The organism is Brevundimonas sp. AVps5 (assembly GCF_058681515.1).
Genome location: NZ_CM178740.1, coordinates 2,218,865 through 2,236,863, shown reverse-complemented (window position 1 = coordinate 2,236,863; position 17,999 = coordinate 2,218,865). Strand labels below are relative to the sequence as shown.

Genomic DNA, 17,999 nt, shown 5'->3' with positions numbered 1-17,999 from the left:
GAGGGCGCTGTCGGCGAGCAGGCGCTGGTTCCGTTTACGAGTGAAGCGCTGGATCTCCTTACAGAACTTCGACCTCGCCCGCATCGAGCGCCGGATCCGTCGACTGCACGATCGCCTCGCGGGCGTCGTCATCGAGAACCTGGACCGGCTCGACTTCCTGTCGCGCTACGACAAACCCGGTTCGCTGTTCTACCTCGACCCGCCCTACTGGGGCTGCGAGGGTGACTACGGATCCGGCCTGTTCATCCAGGGCGACTTCCAGCGCATGGCCGATCGCCTGCAGGCCGGGAAGGCCAGGTTCCTGCTGTCGATCAATGACCGGCCCGAGGTGCGGGAGATGTTCGCCTGGGCGGACATGGAAGCGGTGAAGACGACCTGTTCGGTCGCCGGCGGGCAGCACGTCGACACAAATGTCGGCGAGTTGCTGATCGGCAGGGGCGTGGAACTGGCTCCGGCAGCGGCGCAGGCGAGGTTGCTGTGAGAACGGAAATGGACATCGAATGGGGCAAAGCGCCTCTCGTCCCCGATCAGTTGTCCGATTCCGAGCTAACGCCTTAATTTTTCGAATGTATTGCCGTGCGGCATGAAAGTCTGAGTTAGAGCAGCCCCTCTAGTTGTGCAATCCAGACGGGCGTTAGGCCAAACTAACAACTTGACAGTTCACAACCTTGAATGCAGCAATGAATCGCTGATGTCGCTTTAGTTGCACTCGGAAGAGTGGGCCAATTTTGTCAGTTCCATATGACCGATTTTCTTCCCGCCATTGTGGTGAACGGCCAACGTCGCCGGATCGCAGCGACGCAATTCCCAGGCCGTTTTGACTCTCCGTCGGGGGAAGAGCCCATTGAGGTGTCCGGTGAGGGCGATGGAGTGGAAACTCCGATTTATGACCGGTGCACGGATCCGGCGCAGCAGGTGGATTGGAACGCGGACGCAGTTTCAGCCGAAGCTCTGCGACGTTTTCAAAACAGTGCCGGCGATCCGCTACTCGACAGTCTAGAGCGCTCAATGGTCCTGATTCGCAATCCGGTTACTGGGGTAGTCACTGCGGAGAATCTCGAAGTTGGAGTTCCTCGCGTTGGCGAGGTCCGGTTCAATGTGGATGGCTTTGGCTGGGGGAATGTGGTCGGCCTTGTCCACTCCCACCCAGGAAGTGGTCCGTATCCGAGCTCACCGGACCGCGACAATTATTCCGTTTGGCAAGGCCTGGTCACTCAGGCGGGGGGAAGCCAGGGTCTACGATTCTACTTGGTTGGCACTGATAATGACGGACCTGGAACGCCGTACAGGCTAATGATTAGAGTGTATAACCAAACCAACATCGCCAGCGGCGAACAAGGCCAACCTGGGCCAGAGGTGAACCCAAATGCGCTCCCGTGCAATGTTTAAGGCTATTCTCGTCGGTGCATCGCTCGTGACGGCTTCGGCGTTGCCGTCGATCGCCGAGGACAGCAGCTACCGCATGCAGTTGTTTGGGGAGGGAGCGCCGCTGGCTGGGTTTGAGATTGAACCTTCGCAAAGCAACACTTGGGAAGCCGTTGGCTTCTACGCAGTTGTGCATTCCACTGTGCGACTGCCCGATGGTCTGCCTTGGATCGAGTATGTCGCACGTCGAGAGTATCGAGATGAAACAGGACAGAATGCTGTGTCCTGGGCATCATCGACCACTTGCCCGAGTGTTCGGAATATTCTGGCGTGGATGACCGAGCTGTCGCCTCCCCGCATCGAAATCTCTGGCGTAACCCCGAGAAATGCGATGCCCGATGGGGCCCGGCCGAGAACCTACATGGCCGACGGTGACGTGGTCACCATCTGGGGACGCGGTACCCAACCTGACAACGCAGCAGCGACATCCGTCGAGGTCAAAAGCAATGCTGGAGCGGTCGCTTCGTTTGGCCGCGCGGCGCGCGCTAGCTTGGCGTCCTGCTGGACAGGCGTCGAGCCGCCCGTTCAAGGGCCAGTCGTTTAACGATTGCAGCATGACGGCGCGCGTTCCCGCTCCACACCCTATGGATCGCCAATTCCCAGGAAAACCGTGCCAAAACAACAGGTCCGGTTTGTCCAGCTAGCCCAGCTCGGGTCCTGATATCGATGGGGGAGTGGACTTCCTCTCTGCCCGCCACACGGCCCTGCCTCCGGATCACCCGCACAGCGCGAAGAACCGCTCCACCCCCGCTTCCGACCCCGGATGCGGCGCATAGACCTCCCGCTTCCCGTCCATCCACTGCGCGATCCAGCCAACCCGGCGGAAGCGCTGCAGGACCGGTTCGCTGGTCGCGGCGCTAGCCGTCAGGATGTCGCCGTCATGCAGTTGGGACGGCTCGCCCTCGGCGGGGAAGCGCTCGGTCTCGCCGCCGGATTCCAGATGGATCTCGCGATCGCCGGTCTGGCCCAGGGCTGTCAGGTCGACCTTGCCGGACCCGGCCGTGCAGTCGAGACCGAGGCGCAGGTCGTCGCTGGCCTCGACGCCATAGGCCAGACGGGCCGCGCCTTCGTCGGGCGTATAGTGCCAGTCGTAGCCCGCGACCGGGGCGGGAGCCGCCGGGGCCGCGGCAGCGGCCATCACGACGGGTTGGGGCGTCTCCACGCTGGCGCAGGCGCTCGTCAGCGCGGCCAGGGCCAGGACCGGCAGCCATAGATTCCGCATGCGACCTCCGCTGTTCAACCGCTGCAAAGCTCGGCGAAGCGGCGCAGCTTGGCAAGGTGGGTTGCGGGCACGGCCACGGCCTGATGATTGCCGCCCACGGCCACGTCCAGGGCACCGGTGACCATGAACTGGCCGAACACCGGGTGGTCGGTGCGCAGGGCCACGGACTGGTGGTCGGCGGAGGCCTCGCTCCGGCCCGATGCGGTGGCCGAACCGGAGGTGATGGTGGCGATGCCCGCGTCGGTCGGGCCGAACAGGTCCAGACGCGCCACCCCGGCTCCCGGCTGGCATTCGAGGATGGCCTTCAGCTGCGCCGTGTCGGGAATCTCGTGGGCCAGAACCAGGGGCCCGTCCTCATAGAGGGTCCAGGTCCAGCCGCCCTGCGGCGTGGCCCCTGCAAACAGGGCTGACGCCGCGATCATCGCCAGAAATGTCATGGTTCAGGCCCCCCGACCGGACCGGATTACGCCCGACCCGGAGAACAATAGGCCAGAAAATCGCGCACGAGGCGACGGTCTTCGGGACTGGCGGCCAATTGGAACCGACCGGCGTCGCCGACGACGGTCATGCGGCCGGTCCGCGCCAGTCCGGCCAGGGCGGGATGGTTGACCGGGATGGTGGTCTCCCCGGCTTCGCCGCCGGACAGGGGATCGATCTGCAGACTGGCCTGCGTCAGGCGTGCCCCCTCAATCTCGACGTCACCGTAGGTTGCCGCGGTCGTGTCGCCCGGCCTGCAGGTCACCATCAGGGCCAGCTGGTCGGAATTGGCCACGCCATAGGCCAGTTTCGCCAGGGCGCCTTCGTGATGCACGCTCCAGCCCATGACCGGCGCGGCGATGACGCCTTCTTCCTGAGGCATGACATCGCTGGACTGGGCCGTGAAGGCGACCAGACCGAGAGCGGCGACGGCGGGGATGAGAACCTTGAACATCGTTTGAACCTTGCGTCTGATGATCAAACGCGGGGTTTCGTTAACGGTTCACGGCAAGGCTTGTCGCGTGACGAGACGTGACGGCGGGGACGCGCCAGCGGGAGGCCCCTCGGCAGCGGGGCACCGCGCATCGAGCGCTGGCGCACTAGAAGCCGCGCTCAAGTAGCGAGACGCCGCGCGTCGAGCGCTAGCGCACTAGAAGCCGCGCTCAAGTAGCGAGACGCCGCGCGTCGAGCGCTAGCGCACTAGAATGGGCTGAATCTCTCCACCAGGCTCTGCGCCGCGGGGGTGGCCTGGACCCGGCTGATGTCGCCGCGTCCGCCATAGCTGATGCGCGCCTCGGCGATCTGGGTGTGGGCGATGGTGTTGGCCGAGGAGATGTCCTCCGGGCGCACGATGCCGGCAACGGTCAGTTCGCGGACCTCCCGGTTGGTGCGCACTTCTTGCCGACCTTGAATTACCAGGTTGCCGTTCGACAGGATGTCGGTGACCACGGCGGCGACGGTCAGGTTGACCCGCTCGGAACGGTTGACCGATCCGGTGCCGTTGGCGTTGGACGATCCTTCGACCCCGACCAGGGCCTGCGGGTCGAACCCGCCGGGGAAGGCGCGGCCGAGGCTGTTCTCCAGCCCGAAGAAGTTGGTCACCCCGCCGGTGATGTCGTTGGTGCGGCTGCGGCTGGTCGTGTTGGAGGTCTGGGCCTGATCGTCGATGTTGATGTTGACGGTCAGGATGTCGCCGATGTTCCGCGCCCGCTGGTCGCCGAAGAAGGCACGCGCGCCCGTCCGCCACAGGGAGTTGGCGCTCGCCGAACGGGGCTCGGGCGCAGCCTGATAGGCCTGGCTGACGGGAACCAGCTGGGCGGGATAGCCGATCGGGGCCAACTGCGGGCCCTGCACCGTCTCGACGACGGTGGAGCACGCACCCAGCGAGAGGGCGGCGAGGGCCAGAAGCAGCGAGGACGGGGCGAGGACGGACTGACGCATGACTTACATTCCCTGGCGGGCGAACTGGTTGGAAGCCTGGGCGCGGGCCCCGGCGCCGGCACGGGCCTGACCAGGTCCGGAGGCGATGGCGTCGATGGTGCGGCCGGAGGTGGTGTTCAGGACGGGTACGGGCTCGCCGACGGCGGCGTCGCGCGTGGCGCGGCCGGTGACGGTCAGGGTCACGCCCCCGGCGACAAAGGCCACCTCAACCATGTCGTTGCGGGCGATGACGCGCGGCGAGATCAGGTCGCGCTGGCCGACCACGGCCCCGGCGCGCAGGGCCCGGCGGGCGCTCAGGCCGATGACCTGCTCCGCGTCGGACGGGGATCCGCCCCGGGCCAGATGGGCCTGAACGGTGGACCAGATGACGTCCTCGGGCTGAACCAGGTCTCCGGCCGCCAGGTTGCGGGCCCAGGTCAGGACCTCGACCGTTGCGGCGCGCTGCGCGACGGCGGGCGTGACGGTCCCGGCGGTCGCGGCACCGCCCGGGGCCAGGGCGGCGTGACGGACGACGACGCGACGCAGGCCCTGCGGATTGGCCCACTGCAGTCCGGCGCGCGAGGCGATGGCCTGAAGTTGCCCCGCCTCGAACACCACGGACGGCCCCGCGCGGTTGGCGACGACTATGCCCGACGCCGATCCGGCCCCGTCGAAGATGTCGCCCAGGGTGACGCTTCCGTCGTCGTCGACCGGATTGACCTTCAGCGTCACCGGGCCGGCGAGGGCGGGGGAGGCGACCAGCGCCAGCGCCGCCACCAGTGTCAGCAGACGGGTCATCAGCCCTTCACCTGCGACGAGACGCTCATCATCTCGTCCGCCGTGGAGATGACCTTTGAGTTCATCTCATAGGCGCGCTGGGCGATGATCAGGGCGCTGATCTCGGTCACGGCGTCCACGTTCGACGCCTCGGTATAGCCCTGCAGCAACTGGCCGAACCCGGTCTGGCCGGGCGTGCCGGTCGTGCCCGGACCTGATGCCGCGGTTTCCAGCAGCAGGTTGTCGCCGATGGCTTCCAGACCGGCTTCATTGAAGAAGGTGGCGATCTCCAGCTGACCGACAACGGCGGCTTCCGGCGATCCGGCCGAGATGACCTGCACCTGGCCGGTCTTGGAGATGATCACATCGATCGCGTCCTGCGGGATCGAGATGGCCGGTTCGACCGCATAGCCGTCCTCGGTCACCAGCTGGCCTTCGCCGCTGAGCGAGAAGTTGCCGGCACGGGTGTAGCCGATTTCGCCCGAAGGCAGGCTGATCTGGAAATAGCCCTGGCCGTCGATGGCGACGTCGAAGTCGCTACCCGTCTGCTGCGGCGTGCCCTGGTCGGTGATGCGATAGACGCTGCCCGCCTTGACGCCCAGGCCGACCTGGATGCCGGTCGGAACCACCGTGCCCTGGCTGGACGACTGCGCACCCATCCGTTCGACGTTCTGGTAGATCAGGTCCTGGAACTCGGCCCGCTGGCGCTTGTAGCCGACGGTGTTCATGTTCGCGATGTTGTTGGAGATGACCTCCACGTTGAGCTGCTGGGCGGCCATGCCGGAGGCGGCGGTTCTGAGAGCGCGCATTCAGGTGTTCCCTACGACGACTTGCCGAGCCGCTCGACCGAGCGACGGGACAGTTCGGTGACATTTTCGATCATCTTGGCCGCGCGTTCATAGGCGCGGCTGATCTCGATCAGATTGGTGATTTCAACGAGGGGATTGACGTTCGACCCCTCGAGCATCCCTTGGCGCACCTGCGCTCCGGCGGCGTCGATGGGGGTGACGTTGGAGGCGTTGCGGTACAGGCCGTCGCCGTCCTTGGACAGGACCGCCAGGTTGTCGAACCGGGCCAGGCCCAACTGGCCGATGGAGGCGCCGTTCTGGCTGATGTTGCCGTCGTCGGCGACGGTGATCGGGCCCTGGGCCGGGTCGATGACGATCGGTCCGCCCTCACCCAGAACGGGCAGGCCGGCCTTGGTCACCAGTTCGCCCTCGGGGCTGATGGTGAAGGCACCGTCGCGGGTATAGGCCTCGGCCGCACCATCCTGAACCTTGAAGAACACGCCCTCGCCGTCGATGGCGAAGTCCAGGTCCCGGCCGGTCTGCTCCAGCGAGCCTTGCGAGAAGTCGCGGCCCACACCCCGGTCCAGAACGAAGCTGGCACCGGGCCGGACCGCGTCGTTGCGCGCCCGGGTGCCGACCTCGGTCCCCAGCAGTAGCTGCTCGACCTTGAAGCCGGTGGTGTCCGCATTGGCGATGTTGTTGGCCGCGATGTCGAGTTCGCGACGCAGCGTCATCTGCCGGGACAGTCCGATGTAGGCGGCGTTTTCCACGTGGGCTCCAGAGCTCCTTCGCTCCCTCCCACGCAACGACCGTGCCAACACGGTTAACGCCCCTCCCGTGGGCCTTTGGCCGGGTTTCAGGCCCTTACCACCCGGCAAAACTTGCCGGATTTACACCTCGCGTTAACCAAACACGTCGCATCCGGGTGATTGGGAATTTCCGGGGCGACCTCCGCATGATCAAGCTCGGCAAAAAGAAGGACAAGGCACCCAAGGACGGCGCGACCGACCTGGCCGTCTCTCATGGTGCCGAGGTCGAGGGCGAGGAGGGTGCGCCCAAGAAGAAGAAGCTGCCCCTGCTGTTCATCATCGCGCCCGTGGCCCTGCTGGTCCTGGGCGGCGGCGGGGCGGGGGCCTTCTTCATGCTCCAGCCCAAGCCGGCCGCCGCCGAAGGCGAGCACGGCGAGGAGGCCGCCAAGGGTGGTCACGGCGAAGAGAAGAAGGGCGGCGGCGATCACGGCGAGAAGAAGGAAGGCGGCGGCCACGGCGCGGCGCCCGATGGCGAGGCCGACCCGGCCCTCGGCAAGATCGCCGAAGGCCCTGACGGTGTCACCTTCTTCACCCTGCCGGACATGGTGGTGAACATCCAGTCGCCGGACGGCCGCCCGACCTTCCTCAAGCTGACCCTGACGCTGGAGATGCACGACGCCGACCTGGCGCACTCGCTCCAGGGCCAGATGCCACGCATGCAGGACATGTTCCAGGGCTTCCTGCGCGAACTGCGTCCGGAGGATATCGCCGGCTCGGCGGGGACCTATCAGCTGCGGACCGAGATCCTGCGCCGCGTGAACCTGATCGCCGCCCCGGCCACGGTCGACGCCGTGCTGATCGAAGAAATGCTGGTCCAGTAGGCATGGGCCCGAAAAGTGTCAGCGGGTTTCGGATGAGCTCATGCCCTGAGACTCATCACGTGCCTGACGCAGTCAGGGGCGCTTGATGGCCGATACGGACGAGCTCGATCCGTTCGCCGCCGCCGACGCCTTTGGTGAGGAACGGTCGAGCGCGGCCTCGGAACGCGTCCTGAACCAGGACGAGATCGACAACCTTCTCGGCTTCGACCTCGGCGACAACGACGACTCCGAAGGGTCCGGCATCCGGGCCATCATCAACTCAGCGCTCGTCTCCTACGAGCGTCTGCCGATGCTCGAGATCGTCTTCGACCGCCTGGTGCGGCTGATGACGACCAGCCTGAGGAACTTCACGTCCGACAACGTCGAGGTCTCGCTCGACAACATCTCGTCGATCCGTTTCGGTGACTATCTGAACTCGATCCCGCTTCCGGCCATCCTGGCGGTGTTCCGGGCGGAGGAGCTGGACAACTACGGCCTCCTGACGGTCGATTCCAATCTGATCTATTCGATCGTCGACGTCCTGCTCGGCGGCCGTCGCGGCACTGCGGCACTGCGGATCGAGGGCCGGCCCTACACGACCATCGAGCGGGTTCTGGTCGAGCGGATGGTCGAGGTCATTCTCGCCGACGCGCAGGCGGCGTTCGAGCCCCTGACGCCGGTCAATTTCAACCTGGACCGGCTGGAGACCAACCCTCGCTTCGCCGCCATCGCCCGTCCGGCCAACGCCGCCATCCTGGTCAAGCTGCGCATCGACATGGAAGACCGCGGCGGCCGGGTCGAGCTTCTGCTGCCCTACGCCACCCTCGAACCCATCCGGAAAATGCTGCTGCAGCAGTTCATGGGTGAGAAGTTCGGCCGCGACAACATCTGGGAAGGTCACCTGGCCACCGAGCTCTGGACCACGGACACCGAGGTCCGCGCCGTCCTCGACGAGCAGCAGGTGCCGCTGTCCAGGGTGCTGGATCTGAAGGTCGGCGACACATTGATGTTGAATGCGACGCCGGATTCCGACGTCTCGATCCGCTGCGGAACCATCCCGGTCACGATCGGCAAGATGGGCCGCAAGGGCCAGTATATCGCCGTGCGGGTCGAGGCGCCGATCAGCGTCGAGACCGCCAACAGCCTGACCAAGGGGAGGCGCTGACATGACCGGCATGATCCTGGATGCCGTCCTGATGCTGCTGCTGGTGGCCGCCCTCGGCTACGGTGTCCGCCTCGAGAAGAAGCTGAGCCAGCTCCGTGCCGGCCAGCTCGCCTTCGCCGGCGCGGTCACCGAACTCAACGCCGCCTGCGCCCGGGCGGAGAACGCCCTGGGCTCGCTCCGCGCTTCGGGTGAGGAAGCCGACCTGCTGCACGACCGCATCATCAAGGCCCGCACCCTGAAGACCGAGCTGGAACAGCTGATCGCGCGGGGCGCGCGTTCCTCTTCTCTCCCTCCCCTTCATGGGGAGGGACGGCTGGAGCGCAGCGAAAGCCAGGGTGGGGAAGGATTCCATCCTGTCGCGGCGGCACAGATCCCCACCCGGGCTGCTCCGCAGCCGTCCCTCCCCATGAAGGGGAGGGAGAGCACACCCACCCCCGACCCTGACGACCGCGCCTTCCGCATGGCCGCCCTGGCCGAGCGCATCCACGGCATGGCCGCTCCGGTCCCGGCCGCCGCCGGCGCGGGCAACGTCCAGGCCATCCTTCACGCCCTGACCGCTAACCAAGCCGCGAAGCAAACCCTCAACCGTGCGCGCGTAAACCTCGCCACCGACGACGACCTGTTCGCTGCCTAACCTTCCGGATTCCCTGACCCAATGGCCAAGCTCCCCCGCCTCCTGCCCCTGATCGCCGTCGCCATCGGCGGGGTCGTGGCCGTGCGCGCCGTCGGCGCCGGGCCGGACCTGTTCCAGGGCGCACGCGCCTGGGCCGAGGAGGCTACCGCCGCCGTCAGCGAGACCGTTGCGACCCCGGCAGTCACGCGTCCGACTCCTGCCGTCTGCGCCCTCACCCCGGAGCAGTTGGCCCAGCAGGCGGGCATCTCCCCGGCCGAGCTGCGCATCATCCAGTCGCTCAGCGCCCGCCGCACCGAGCTGGACGCCCGCGACACAGACTTCGCCACGACCTTGCCGCTGATGGTCGCCGCCGAACAGAAGCTGGACGCCAGAATCGCCGCCCTCAACCTCATCAAGGCCGAGGTCCAGGCCCTGCTGGGTCAGGTCGACGAGCGTGAGGCCGCCGAGACCGCGCGCCTGGTCGCCGTCTATTCCGCCATGCGCCCGCGCGAGGCCGCCGCCGTCTTCGCCACCCTGGACGACAGCGTCCGCCTGCCGATCGCCGCCGCCATGCGACCGCGCGGCCTGTCCGCCATCATGGCCCAGATGCCGGCCCCCGCCGCCCGCGAACTGACCGAGAAACTGGCCCGCCGCTTCCAGGCCCAGCAGCTGGCCGCCCGCGCCGCCGCCGCCTCGGCCCCGGTGACCCCGGCCCAGACCGCTGCGACGCCCCCGGTGCCGAACGCTCCGGCCCCGACCCAGACGGCCGCGCCCGCCGCTACGACGCCCCCCGCCGCCCAGCCGGCCGTCAACCGCGCCCCGGCCCGCACGCCTCCGCGGACCCCGGCGCGTCAGACGCCGCGCGCGACGACCCCGGCCGCCACGCCTCCCGCGCCGGCCGGGCCCCGGCCCTACGCCCCGACGCCGGCCGCGTCGGGCACTGCCAATCCGGCCCCGCCGCGTCAGTCGGTGCAATAGCCGAAGCGCCTGAAACCATGCACTAGTCGCCCCTGAACATTCAGGGAGGGGCTCTATGGCGTTCGATTTCACCGGCAAGACCGTGATGGTCTTCGGCGGCACGTCCGGCATCAATCTCGGCATCGCAAAGGCCTTCGCCCGCTCCGGCGCAAAGCTCGGCGTCGCCAGCCGCAGTCAGGACAAGGTTGATGCGGCCGTCGAGAGCCTGTCCCGTGCCACGCCTGCCCTGGGCTACAGTCTCGACGTCCGCGATTTCGACGCGGTGCAGGCCGCGATCGCCGACTTCCGCGACAAGCGCGGCACGATCGACGTGCTGGTCTCCGGCGCGGCCGGCAATTTCCCCGTCCCGGCCGCCGCCCTCAGCTCCAACGGCTTCCGGAGCGTCACCGACATCGACACCCTGGGCACCTTCCATGTGCTCCGCGCCGCCCACGAACACCTGACCAGGCCGGGTGCCAGCATCATCAACATCACCGCGCCCCAGGCCTGGATCCCCATGGCGCTGCAGGTCCATGTCTGCGCCGCCAAGGCCGGGGTCGACATGATCACCAAGACCCTCGCCATCGAGTGGGGCGGGGAGGGGGTGCGGGTGAACTCGGTCTCCCCGGGACCGATCGACGGCACCGAGGGCATGGACCGCCTGGCCCCGACGCCGGAGGCCAAGGCCGCCGCCGCCCGCGCCGTGCCGCTCAACCGGCTGGGCACAGTCGATGACGTCGCCGATGTCTGCCTGTTCCTGGCGTCGGACTATGCCCGCTACGTCAGCGGTGTCGTCCTGCCTGCCGACGGCGGCTGGAGTGTCGGGCGCGGGTTCGCCGGCCTGGGGTAGTCCAGCGTTGTCGGATCGGGCGCGGGCGGCTATGCACCGCGCCTGTCACTTCCGAAGGCCCCGCCATGTCCGACACGCCCCCCGACCGCCTCTCGGTCAATCCGAACAACAAATACTATGACGCCGACGTGCTGCAGCGCGGCGTGGGGATCAGGTTCAAGGGCGAGGAAAAGACCAACGTCGACGAATACTGCGTCTCCGAAGGCTGGGTCCGCCTCGCCGTCGGCAAGGCGGTCGACCGCAAGGGCAACGCCCTGACCGTCAAGCTGCAAGGCGTGGTCGAACCCTATTTCCAGAACAGCGTCGTCGAGGGCGAAGAGTAGCCTCTTCTTTCGTGATCCTCCGGTCTCGGTTCGCTCGCTCTGAGATGAGCGGCTGGATCGTGACCGACAAGGCGGGGCACCCGCGCCGAAAGCGGACGTGCCGAAGGCCCGGGCCGGGTGGGGAGCGGTCAGGGTTGCGGCGGCGGTAAGCCGTCATTGGCGACGCCCGATCCCGCAATCGCGCGCCGGAGCGGCGAACCGGACATCACTCAATCGATTGGTCCGTCTGTTTCGCGCACAAAGGCGATACCTTCGGCTACCGGCCCGGAAAGGTCGAAACCCGTGACCCGGCCGGTGTCGTCCCGGAGGAACCGCACGCGCGACAGGACACCGTCCTCGGCTGCGAACGTATCCGGCTGGTACCCTCTCATCGTCATCATCGGCCAGCGCGGGTGATGAGCGACGAGGCGGCCGGCCTGAACCGTGAATACATAGTCCGTAGCCAACTCGCGGCTGTGATAGCGCCCGACATAGTCTTGCAGCCGCATGGCGTCCGGCGAGAAGGTGACCAGGTCGATGCGGGCGGCCGACAGGGCCCCATTCAGCCCGATCACATATTTCACTGCCGGGCTCCTGCCGGACACCGCAGGATCGAACGCCACGGACACACCCGAACGCGCGTCCAGTTCGAAGGTATGGGGTGTCAGCGCAGGCAGGGCGACGGGACTCTGTCCACCGGTTGAGAACAACAGTCGATCGCCGTCTGTGGTGAACGAGAAGATCAGACCCGGAAACAGTTCGTAGTCACCCACATAGGCCGCCAGGTCGTCCGGCGTCAGCGTCGGCGTCGAGGCCATCTCCTGTGGAAGTGCGGCCTGGGTCAGGAAGATGTCAGCGATCCGGTAGGCGATGCCGGAGGCGTCAATGTCGCTGCGATTGGACAGCACAGACACGGCCAGATGTTCGCCCGGCACGCGCAACAGAAAGCTGCGAAACCCGGCGTCGCGGCCGCCGTGACTCCAGACCGGGCGGCCCTGGTAGACATGATGTTCCTGACCCAGGGCGTAGGGATAGAAACTCTGCGAGCCGTCGGCCAGGCGGCCGATGGCCTCCATCCGCCGGAATATCACGGGGCCGCCGACCGCGCCGGTCTCGAAATTGGCCGCCCAGCGCAACAGGTCCCCGGCTGTGGTTTGGAGACCGGTCGGTCCGGTGTAGGCGTAGTTCATGACCTGGCGCGAGAACCCCTCGTCTGCCGGCGCATAGGATTGGGCGCGGCCCGGCTCGATCGCGGACACGTCGTTCTGGAACCGCGTCTGCGCCATGCCCAGCGGCCCGAATATCCGCGCCTGGGAGAACTCGGTCAGGGTCTGGCCCGAAACCCTGCGCACGACCTCGGCCAGCAGGACATAGCCGGAATTGTTGTACTGGAAGGCGGCACCCGGTTCGAAATTGAGGCCGTCCTGGGCAAGGACCATGTCCAGCGCCTGTTGGTTCGTAATCAGGTCCTCTGATCGCCAGCCCGCCATGGCCAGCAGCGTGCTCATATCGCGAAGGCCGTTGGTGTGGTTCATCAGTTGGCGCAGTGTGATCGTGGGCCACCGGTCTGCTTCCGGCAGATAGGTCGAGACCGGGTCGTCAATCGACAGCTTGCCGTCCTGTTCCAGCAGAAGGACGGCGAAGGCGGTGAACTGTTTGGACAGGGACGCGGCGTGGAACACCGTGGCGTTCGTGATCGCGGTGCCTTGTTCGAGATCGGCCTGGCCCGCTCCTGCGCTGGCCACGACAGACCCGTCCGACAGGACCGCCGCTGCCAACCCCGGCTCATCCGGTCCCGCGACGGAACGCAGCAACGCCGCAAAGGCGACAGAAGGGTCCTGCGGGGACGGTGCGTTCGCCCTGGCGACGACAGGGGCCAGGAGCAATGCGAAGGCGGTGGCGAGCAATATAGGGCGCATGGGTGACATCCTGAGACACGTGATCGGCTGATCCATGCCCTGACCAAGATCTGCGCTCGACCGGTTACGCGAAGTCGGTCGTCAACGGTCGTCAACGGTCGTCGAAGGATCGCAACGCACGGCCGACGGGGTCACGCCCTGATGTTTGCGGAAGGCGGCGTTGAACGAGGATTTGGAGTTGAACCCGACCTCATAGGCGATCTCCAGGATCGAACGGTCGACCCAGGCCGGATCCTTCAGAAACACCGCAGCCTGGCGCGTCCTGAATCCGTTCACGAAGTCGAAGAAATGGACGCCCTCACAATCGTTGATCAGACGCGACACCTCGCGTCCGGAAAGGCCGACACGGCGCGCCAGCCCGGAGAGGCTGAGTTGTGGATTCAGATAGGGCCGGCTCAGTGCCATGACGCTCCGAATACGCTCCATCTCGGCGGCGTCAGATGCGCTGGGGGATGGTCGCGGGCGGACGGGCGCGTCGGGCACCGCGCTGCTGTCTTTCAACAGAACGAGCAGCAGCAGCGATACCAGCACTGCCGTGGCGCTCACCGCCACGGCGACGTTCAGGACGGCGTGGGCGGTCGTCGCCCCCGACGCAGCGGCCACGCCTCTCGCCAGGACCAGCGTGTGAGCCGCCACAGAGACGGCCAGAAGAACCCGCAACCAGTGCTGCATGGCTGGATCGAGCGCCGGTCCGGTGCGGGAAAATATCCTGACGCCGATCAGGACAGCATAGATATAAAACTGCAGGTGCAGACCGACATCGATGGCCAGAAGATCGGCGAAGCTCGACATCAGTCGTGGAGCCAGATCGACGCCAGCCATGCCCAGGGCGCGGGGAGCAAGGCCGAGCATCGCCGCCGCGACGAGCGCGACGCCCGCCCAGAGATGAAAGCGGCGCGCTGCCCGTGCGTGATCCAGGGTCAGGACATAGGCCAGAAGGCACGGCATCTGCAGAAACGCCAGCGGCAGACGGAACACGAGCATCGGTTGAAGCGGCTGCGGGAACAGAGGTGCCGCCCAGCCGACCAGATCCACGGCTGAGATCAACAAAAACGCCGCCAGAAACCGATCCGCGCGCGGTGCGTTCGGCCGGCCGATCAGGATGGTAACGGCCAGGATGAGGCTAAGCATCACCGTCAGCACCCCGACCGCAGTCAGGAAAAAATCAATCCACATCGTTGTCGTCCAAACAGGCCGGACAGCGTGATGTCGTCGAAATGCGGGGTCAACACCCGGCACGCCCCGGGCGCTCTATGTCCATGGAAGACGCCGACAGTCCCGACCGCTGAAAAGAGGCAAAACCGGACCTGAGAAGCTCGTGCGTCGAAAACCCGCAACGGGTCGAAAGCACGTTTTGGCTCGGGTCCCGACCTCGGACGTCATATCGCTACCACAAGCGACTGCCGCTCTCGATGAGCACCCGCTCGAGGATGACGAAAGATGGTAGAGGGATTTATTCCTGGTCGCTCCTTGCGCCGCGTCTTGCCGACACCATGTCGCAGGGCGGTCTTTGACAGGTCCACAAGCCCTCGAACCCACCCATGGGCCTCGAAGAATTTCGCACAGCACCGGCACACAGTGCAATCGCAGCCATGACGTAAGTGATTGAATCAAAACATCCAAGCCCTGACACTTGCACTGTCTTGCACTCTGTTTTCGGAAACAGTGCAGGCCGTCCGGGTCAGTTCAGACCAGCCGGATCGCCGACATCAGCCGCCCGAAGTCCGGCTCGCCCCGCTGGAACGCCCGCCGGTTCGAATAGAAGGCCGCTTCGTCGACGCAGGTGTCATGGCCGGTCCAGACCGCCTGTTCGACCCCCGCCTGTTCCAGCCGCCACAGGACGAAGCCGGGCAGGTCGAACATCCGCCTGTCCGACGCCGCGCCCTCGATGAAGAACCGGCCCGACCCCGGATCGTGGTGTTCGAACCGCTCCATGAAGTCGGCCCCGACCTCATAGCTGGCCTGGGCGATGCAGGGGCCGATCACGGCGACGATCCGGTCCGGTCGCGCGCCCAGCGCCTCCATCGCCGTCACCGCCGAATGGACCACCCCGTTCAGCGCCCCCTTCCAGCCCGCATGGACCGCGCCCACGACCCGCGCCTCGGGATCGGCCAGCAGCACGGGCGCGCAGTCCGCGGTCAGCACCGCCGGGATCACCCCGACGGTCGCCGAGACCACGGCATCCCCCTCCGGTCGATCCCCGGCCCAGGGTCCGGTCGCGACCCGCGTCAGACTGGAGTGGATCTGATAGCAGGCCGCCAGATCGTCGGGCTGGCCGCCCAGCGCAGCCGCCACCCGCCGCCGGTTCTCCTCGACCGCCGCCGGGTCGTCCGCCGACCCCAGGCCGGTATTCAGCCCTTCGTAGAGTCCGGTCGAAACCCCGCCCCGGCGCGTAAAGAAGCCGTGACGGACGCCCGCGCGCTCCAGCAGCGGATGGGTGATGGGCGTGATGTCGGTCATGGCTCGAACCCCGGAACGCTGAGGCTGCGGGGCGAGAAGATCGCCGCCGCCTTGAACAGGTCGCCCATCTGGTCCGTCGCGGTCAGGCGCGCCAGCTGGCGGGCGATCACCGGCCCGGCCCCGGGCCGTCCCGCAGACAACCGCTCGGCCCGCGCCTCGATCCCCAGCCGCCTCAGGAACTCGCCCTGACCGACACAGCCGGTGACGTCGGCCCCGGTCCGGATCGCCGCCTCCTGCACCGCCGGGAAGTCGGCCCACTGGGTCAGGTCCGCCTCGCCGGGCGTGGCCAGCACATCGACCTTCGCGTGCCGCCTCAGCCCCTGCAGGGTGTCGCCCACGCCCGGCCGGTCGCGGCCGTAGTCGATCAGCAGCGCCGCTCCCGACGTCTCGTGCAGCAGGGTGCCCAGGTCCCGTCCGAACGCCGCCTGCTGGTCCGAAACCTCCACCACCTGGCCGGGCTCGACCTCGAACGCGGGGCGCTCGAACCCGCCCGTGATCCCCACCAGCCCGAAGATCAGCCCGCCGTCGTCCGTGACCCCCACCCGTCGCTCGGCCCAGCCGCCCTCGGTCCTGACGAACTGCCGCGCCGGCAAACAGTCCAGCACCTCGTTGGCGATCAGGATGACCGGCGCATCGGTGTCGATCTGGTTCAGCGACCGGACCCAGCGCGGCGACACATCGGCCTGGGCCAGCCTGCGCGACTGGGCCTCCCTCAACGGCCCTGACGGCTCGATCAGGATCAGGTCACAGGCCTCCAGGAACCCCGGCGCGACCCGCGCGGCCCGCAACGCATCGTCCATCAGGGTCCCGTCGCCCGGCCCGACCTCGACCAGCCGGAACCGCTCGGGCGCGCCCAGCCTCGACCAGGTCTCGACCGCCCACAGACCGATCAGCTCCCCGAACATCTGGCTGACGAGGGGCGCAGTGATGAAGTCGCCGCCTTCGCCCAGAGCGGGCCGGGTCGCGTAGTAGCCGTCCTTCGGATCATGCAGGCAGCGGGTGACATAGTCGGCCACCGTCATCGGCCCGGTCAGGGCGATCTCCCGCTCCAGTCGATCCTTCAGCGACATCAGACGGCGGCGGCGACCGGCGGCCGCTTCCAGGCCCTGTGGATCAACCAGGTGCCGACGAGGATCATCGGGATCGACAGGATCATCCCCATGGTCAGGCCCAGCGGGAAATTCTCCATCCCGATGTCGGGCTGGCGCACCGTCTCCAGCAGGGCCCGCGACGCCCCGTAGCCGACCAGGAACAGGCCGGTGACATAGCCCGGCTTGGCCAGCAGCCGCCACTTCCAGACGGCAAGCCCGAGCACCACGAACAGCAGGATCCCCTCCAGCCCCGCTTCATACAGCTGGCTCGGATGGCGCGGCTCATTCCCGGCGGGGCAGAAGCCGTACATCTGCTCGATGCGGGCGTTGCAGAAGCGGATGGCCCAGGGCACGTCCGTCGTCCGACCCCACAGCTCTCCGTTCACGAAGTTCGCCAGCCGTCCGAAGAACAGGCCGATCGGCGCGGCGGCCAGGGCCATGTCGCCGATGCTCAACGCGTTGGTCTTCGTCCGCCAGGCATAGATCAACACTGCCAGGGTGCAGCCCAGCATGCCGCCGTGGAACGACATCCCGCCGGTCCACAGCTGGAACAGCTCCAGCTGTTCGCCCAGGCCCGAACCCGTGAACAGCTGCACGAACATGACCGGCTTGTAGAACAGGGCGTAGCCGAACCGGCCGCCCAGGATGATGCCGAGAGTGATCCACAGGATCAGGTCGTCGAGCTGCGGCCCCGCCAGCGGCGGCTTGCCAGGTGCCCAGACCCTGTCGCTCTTGAGGATCCGGGCCGCATAGACCCAGCCCAGCACGATGCCGGCGACATAGGCCAGGGCGTACCAGCGGATCGGCAAGGGGCCGAGGTGGATCAGGACCGGGTCGAACTCGGGAAAGGGCAAGCCAGTCGCTCCTGCGGAGGTTTCCAAAAGCCCTTAGCAAGCGTCGCTGCGTCGCGCGAGCGTGACACGTT

General features: G+C 67.0%; 21 protein-coding genes. 9 read left to right on the top strand and 12 right to left on the bottom strand.

Features of this window, described 5'->3' with window-relative positions; genetic code table 11:
- Positions 1-40 precede the first annotated feature (40 nt).
- The 3 genes from ACW18A_RS11335 to ACW18A_RS11325 all read left to right on the top strand — a co-directional run bounded on the left by ACW18A_RS11335 (position 41) and on the right by ACW18A_RS11325 (position 1,969).
- A complete protein-coding gene (locus tag ACW18A_RS11335) occupies positions 41-481 on the top strand; it encodes a DNA adenine methylase (protein ID WP_492021821.1) in 441 nt (146 codons plus the stop codon).
- A 260-nt stretch (positions 482-741) separates the two neighbouring features.
- On the top strand, positions 742-1,389 hold the full coding sequence (locus ACW18A_RS11330) for a Mov34/MPN/PAD-1 family protein (protein ID WP_492021820.1): 648 nt from the start codon (positions 742-744) through the stop codon (positions 1,387-1,389).
- Positions 1,367-1,969 (top strand): hypothetical protein, encoded by a 603-nt coding sequence (locus ACW18A_RS11325; protein WP_492021819.1) that lies wholly within the window; start codon positions 1,367-1,369, stop codon positions 1,967-1,969. The genes ACW18A_RS11330 and ACW18A_RS11325 overlap by 23 nt, the downstream gene beginning before the upstream one ends.
- A gap of 171 nt (positions 1,970-2,140) precedes the next feature.
- On the opposite strand, the gene ACW18A_RS11320 is transcribed toward ACW18A_RS11325, so the two are convergent.
- The 7 genes from ACW18A_RS11320 to flgF all read right to left on the bottom strand — a co-directional run bounded on the left by ACW18A_RS11320 (position 2,141) and on the right by flgF (position 6,878).
- Positions 2,141-2,647 (bottom strand): hypothetical protein, encoded by a 507-nt coding sequence (locus ACW18A_RS11320; RefSeq protein WP_492021818.1) that lies wholly within the window; start codon positions 2,645-2,647, stop codon positions 2,141-2,143.
- A gap of 14 nt (positions 2,648-2,661) precedes the next feature.
- Positions 2,662-3,084 carry a hypothetical protein gene (locus tag ACW18A_RS11315; protein WP_492021817.1) on the bottom strand — a complete coding sequence of 141 codons (423 nt, stop codon included), beginning with the start codon at positions 3,082-3,084 and terminating at the stop codon, positions 2,662-2,664.
- 26 nt (positions 3,085-3,110) lie between these two features.
- The gene (locus ACW18A_RS11310) at positions 3,111-3,578 is read right to left on the bottom strand and encodes a hypothetical protein (RefSeq protein ID WP_492021816.1); all 468 of its coding nucleotides are present in this window, start codon (positions 3,576-3,578) and stop codon (positions 3,111-3,113) included.
- A 245-nt stretch (positions 3,579-3,823) separates the two neighbouring features.
- Positions 3,824-4,564, bottom strand: a complete 741-nt coding sequence (flgH, locus tag ACW18A_RS11305) for a flagellar basal body L-ring protein FlgH (RefSeq protein WP_492021815.1) — start codon at positions 4,562-4,564, stop codon at positions 3,824-3,826.
- 3 nt (positions 4,565-4,567) lie between these two features.
- Positions 4,568-5,341: a flagellar basal body P-ring formation chaperone FlgA gene (gene flgA, locus ACW18A_RS11300; protein WP_492021814.1), complete on the bottom strand. Its 774-nt coding sequence runs from the start codon at positions 5,339-5,341 to the stop codon at positions 4,568-4,570.
- On the bottom strand, positions 5,341-6,129 hold the full coding sequence (gene flgG, locus ACW18A_RS11295) for a flagellar basal-body rod protein FlgG (RefSeq protein WP_492021813.1): 789 nt from the start codon (positions 6,127-6,129) through the stop codon (positions 5,341-5,343). The genes flgA and flgG overlap by 1 nt, the downstream gene beginning before the upstream one ends.
- An 11-nt stretch (positions 6,130-6,140) precedes the next feature.
- Positions 6,141-6,878 carry a flagellar basal-body rod protein FlgF gene (gene flgF / locus ACW18A_RS11290; RefSeq protein ID WP_492021812.1) on the bottom strand — a complete coding sequence of 246 codons (738 nt, stop codon included), beginning with the start codon at positions 6,876-6,878 and terminating at the stop codon, positions 6,141-6,143.
- Between the two features lie 185 nt (positions 6,879-7,063).
- Here flgF and ACW18A_RS11285 point away from each other — a divergent pair, with 185 nt between their 5' ends.
- The 6 genes from ACW18A_RS11285 to ACW18A_RS11260 all read left to right on the top strand — a co-directional run bounded on the left by ACW18A_RS11285 (position 7,064) and on the right by ACW18A_RS11260 (position 11,625).
- Entirely contained in the window at positions 7,064-7,738 is a 675-nt protein-coding gene (locus ACW18A_RS11285; protein WP_492021811.1) for a flagellar basal body-associated FliL family protein, read from the top strand.
- Between the two features lie 85 nt (positions 7,739-7,823).
- The gene (gene fliM / locus ACW18A_RS11280; RefSeq protein ID WP_492021810.1) at positions 7,824-8,882 is read left to right on the top strand and encodes a flagellar motor switch protein FliM; all 1,059 of its coding nucleotides are present in this window, start codon (positions 7,824-7,826) and stop codon (positions 8,880-8,882) included.
- A gap of 1 nt (position 8,883) precedes the next feature.
- On the top strand, positions 8,884-9,516 hold the full coding sequence (locus ACW18A_RS11275) for a DUF6468 domain-containing protein (RefSeq protein WP_492021809.1): 633 nt from the start codon (positions 8,884-8,886) through the stop codon (positions 9,514-9,516).
- A gap of 21 nt (positions 9,517-9,537) precedes the next feature.
- On the top strand, positions 9,538-10,473 hold the full coding sequence (locus ACW18A_RS11270; protein ID WP_492021808.1) for a MotE family protein: 936 nt from the start codon (positions 9,538-9,540) through the stop codon (positions 10,471-10,473).
- Between the two features lie 55 nt (positions 10,474-10,528).
- Positions 10,529-11,302 (top strand): SDR family oxidoreductase, encoded by a 774-nt coding sequence (locus tag ACW18A_RS11265; RefSeq protein ID WP_492021807.1) that lies wholly within the window; start codon positions 10,529-10,531, stop codon positions 11,300-11,302.
- A 65-nt stretch (positions 11,303-11,367) separates the two neighbouring features.
- Positions 11,368-11,625: a DUF3297 family protein gene (locus ACW18A_RS11260; protein ID WP_492021806.1), complete on the top strand. Its 258-nt coding sequence runs from the start codon at positions 11,368-11,370 to the stop codon at positions 11,623-11,625.
- 209 nt (positions 11,626-11,834) lie between these two features.
- Here ACW18A_RS11260 and ACW18A_RS11255 read toward each other — a convergent pair whose 3' ends face one another.
- From ACW18A_RS11255 to lgt, 5 genes are all read right to left on the bottom strand, one after another.
- On the bottom strand, positions 11,835-13,523 hold the full coding sequence (locus ACW18A_RS11255) for a serine hydrolase domain-containing protein (RefSeq protein WP_492021805.1): 1,689 nt from the start codon (positions 13,521-13,523) through the stop codon (positions 11,835-11,837).
- A gap of 81 nt (positions 13,524-13,604) precedes the next feature.
- Complete coding sequence (locus tag ACW18A_RS11250; RefSeq protein WP_492021804.1) at positions 13,605-14,699, bottom strand: helix-turn-helix domain-containing protein; 1,095 nt, start codon at positions 14,697-14,699, stop codon at positions 13,605-13,607.
- Between the two features lie 510 nt (positions 14,700-15,209).
- Complete coding sequence (gene pgeF, locus ACW18A_RS11245; protein ID WP_492021803.1) at positions 15,210-15,983, bottom strand: peptidoglycan editing factor PgeF; 774 nt, start codon at positions 15,981-15,983, stop codon at positions 15,210-15,212.
- On the bottom strand, positions 15,980-17,053 hold the full coding sequence (locus ACW18A_RS11240; protein ID WP_492021802.1) for a class I SAM-dependent methyltransferase: 1,074 nt from the start codon (positions 17,051-17,053) through the stop codon (positions 15,980-15,982). The genes pgeF and ACW18A_RS11240 overlap by 4 nt, the downstream gene beginning before the upstream one ends.
- Complete coding sequence (gene lgt, locus ACW18A_RS11235) at positions 17,053-17,928, bottom strand: prolipoprotein diacylglyceryl transferase (protein WP_492021801.1); 876 nt, start codon at positions 17,926-17,928, stop codon at positions 17,053-17,055. The genes ACW18A_RS11240 and lgt overlap by 1 nt, the downstream gene beginning before the upstream one ends.
- Positions 17,929-17,999 lie beyond the last annotated feature (71 nt).

What these genes read in the sequence shown, in the direction of transcription:
- ACW18A_RS11330 (WP_492021820.1), top strand. Translation starts at nt 742, where the DNA reads ATGACCGATTTTCTTCCCGCCATTGTGGTGAACGGCCAACGTCGCCGG.
- ACW18A_RS11325 (WP_492021819.1), top strand. Translation starts at nt 1,367, where the DNA reads ATGCGCTCCCGTGCAATGTTTAAGGCTATTCTCGTCGGTGCATCGCTC.
- ACW18A_RS11320 (WP_492021818.1), bottom strand. Translation starts at nt 2,647, where the DNA reads ATGCGGAATCTATGGCTGCCGGTCCTGGCCCTGGCCGCGCTGACGAGC.
- ACW18A_RS11315 (WP_492021817.1), bottom strand. Translation starts at nt 3,084, where the DNA reads ATGACATTTCTGGCGATGATCGCGGCGTCAGCCCTGTTTGCAGGGGCC.
- ACW18A_RS11310 (WP_492021816.1), bottom strand. Translation starts at nt 3,578, where the DNA reads ATGTTCAAGGTTCTCATCCCCGCCGTCGCCGCTCTCGGTCTGGTCGCC.
- flgH (WP_492021815.1), bottom strand. Translation starts at nt 4,564, where the DNA reads ATGCGTCAGTCCGTCCTCGCCCCGTCCTCGCTGCTTCTGGCCCTCGCC.
- flgA (WP_492021814.1), bottom strand. Translation starts at nt 5,341, where the DNA reads ATGACCCGTCTGCTGACACTGGTGGCGGCGCTGGCGCTGGTCGCCTCC.
- flgG (WP_492021813.1), bottom strand. Translation starts at nt 6,129, where the DNA reads ATGCGCGCTCTCAGAACCGCCGCCTCCGGCATGGCCGCCCAGCAGCTC.
- ACW18A_RS11285 (WP_492021811.1), top strand. Translation starts at nt 7,064, where the DNA reads ATGATCAAGCTCGGCAAAAAGAAGGACAAGGCACCCAAGGACGGCGCG.
- fliM (WP_492021810.1), top strand. Translation starts at nt 7,824, where the DNA reads ATGGCCGATACGGACGAGCTCGATCCGTTCGCCGCCGCCGACGCCTTT.
- ACW18A_RS11275 (WP_492021809.1), top strand. Translation starts at nt 8,884, where the DNA reads ATGACCGGCATGATCCTGGATGCCGTCCTGATGCTGCTGCTGGTGGCC.
- ACW18A_RS11270 (WP_492021808.1), top strand. Translation starts at nt 9,538, where the DNA reads ATGGCCAAGCTCCCCCGCCTCCTGCCCCTGATCGCCGTCGCCATCGGC.
- ACW18A_RS11265 (WP_492021807.1), top strand. Translation starts at nt 10,529, where the DNA reads ATGGCGTTCGATTTCACCGGCAAGACCGTGATGGTCTTCGGCGGCACG.
- ACW18A_RS11260 (WP_492021806.1), top strand. Translation starts at nt 11,368, where the DNA reads ATGTCCGACACGCCCCCCGACCGCCTCTCGGTCAATCCGAACAACAAA.
- ACW18A_RS11255 (WP_492021805.1), bottom strand. Translation starts at nt 13,523, where the DNA reads ATGCGCCCTATATTGCTCGCCACCGCCTTCGCATTGCTCCTGGCCCCT.
- ACW18A_RS11250 (WP_492021804.1), bottom strand. Translation starts at nt 14,699, where the DNA reads ATGTGGATTGATTTTTTCCTGACTGCGGTCGGGGTGCTGACGGTGATG.
- pgeF (WP_492021803.1), bottom strand. Translation starts at nt 15,983, where the DNA reads ATGACCGACATCACGCCCATCACCCATCCGCTGCTGGAGCGCGCGGGC.
- ACW18A_RS11240 (WP_492021802.1), bottom strand. Translation starts at nt 17,053, where the DNA reads ATGTCGCTGAAGGATCGACTGGAGCGGGAGATCGCCCTGACCGGGCCG.